Here is a 1,564-nt window from a genome sequence, read left to right as displayed (position 1 = left end):
GCTGACATCGTGGTGTGTTGCGCCGGCATCTGGGGTCCGAAGATCGCGCGCATGGCCGGGATGAATCTTCCGCTCACGCCGCTGGCCCACCAGCTCGCCTGGACGGGCCCGGTGCCGGCGTTGGCGGGTCAGACGGAGGAGGCGGTGCGCCCGATCCTGCGCCACCAGGACGCCGATCTCTACTACCGCGACCGCTTCGACGGCCTGGGCATCGGCTACTACGGCCACCGCCCGATGCCCATCACCGCCGACGAGATCCTCTCGTTCGACGAGGCGGACGAGATGCCGTCGGTCCTGAAGTTCACGGAAGAGGACTTCGCGCCCGCCTGGACCGAGACTCAGTCCCTGCTCCCCTCGACGCAGGACGCCAAGGTCGAGGAGGGCATCAACGGCCTGTTCTCGTTCACCACCGATGGCTACCCCCTGCTCGGCGAGTCCCCGGCCGTCAAGGGCTTCTGGGTGGCCGAGGCGGTGTGGGTCACGCACTCCGCGGGCGTCGGCCGGGCGGTGGCCGAGTGGCTGGTCGACGGGCACTGCTCCTCCTTCGACCTGCACGAGTGCGACGTCAACCGCTTCGAACCGCACCAGCTGTCCCCGGAGTACGTCCTGGCCCGCGACTGCCAGAACTTCGTCGAGGTCTACGACATCCTGCACCCGCTCCAGCCGTCGGGGGACCCGCGCCCGATCCGGTTGAGTCCGTTCCACGCCCGGCAGCAGGAGCAGGGCGCCTTCTTCCTGGAGGCCAACGGCTGGGAGCGCCCGCAGTGGTACGAGGCCAACGCGAAGCTGGCCGAGGGGCGTTCCATCCCGACCCCGAACGACTGGGCCGCCCAGTTCTGGTCGCCCATCGTCGGCGCGGAGGCGCAGGCCACCCGTGAGACCGTCGCGATGTACGACATGACCGCCCTCAAGCGCCTGGAGGTGACCGGCCCCGGTGCCGCCGCCTTCCTGGAGCGCCTGTGCACCGGCAAGGTCGCCAAGTCCGTCGGCTCGGTGACGTACACCCTGCTGCTGGACCACGACGGCGGCATCCGCAGCGACATCACCGTCGCCCGCCTGGCCCCCGACCAGTTCCAGGTCGGCGCCAACGGCAACCTCGACCTCGACTGGTTCACCCGCCACCTGCCCGCCGACGGCACCGTCCAGGTCCGCGACATCACGCCGGGCACCTGCTGCATCGGCCTGTGGGGCCCGCTGGCCCGCAAGGTTCTCCAGCCGCTGACGGACGAGGACTTCTCAGGCGATGGCCTGAAGTACTTCCGCGCCAAGCCCGCCTACATCGGCAGCGTCCCGGTGACGGCGATGCGCCTGTCCTACGTCGGCGAACTCGGCTGGGAGCTGTACACCACCGCCGACCAGGGCCTGAAGCTGTGGGACACCCTGTGGCAGGCGGCCGAACCCCTGGGCGGCGTCATCGCCGGCCGCGGCGCCTTCAACAGCCTCCGCCTGGAGAAGGGTTACCGCTCCTTCGGCACCGACATGACCTACGAGCACGACCCCTACGAGGCCGGCGTCGGCTTCGCCGTCAAGCTCGACAAGGACGACTTCATCGGCAAGGCCGCAC

General features: G+C 69.8%; 1 protein-coding gene. It reads left to right on the top strand.

What is annotated here, in order from left to right; genetic code table 11:
• The coding region (locus tag F3T56_RS45860; protein WP_149831370.1) for a GcvT family protein at positions 1 to 1,564 on the top strand (1,564 nt) is incomplete at both ends.

This window comes from Streptomyces tailanensis, from assembly GCF_008386495.1.
GTDB lineage: Bacteria > Actinomycetota > Actinomycetes > Streptomycetales > Streptomycetaceae > Streptomyces > Streptomyces tailanensis.
Note: the sequence above shows the minus strand (reverse complement) of the source record. Positions and strands in the feature narration are given on the sequence as shown.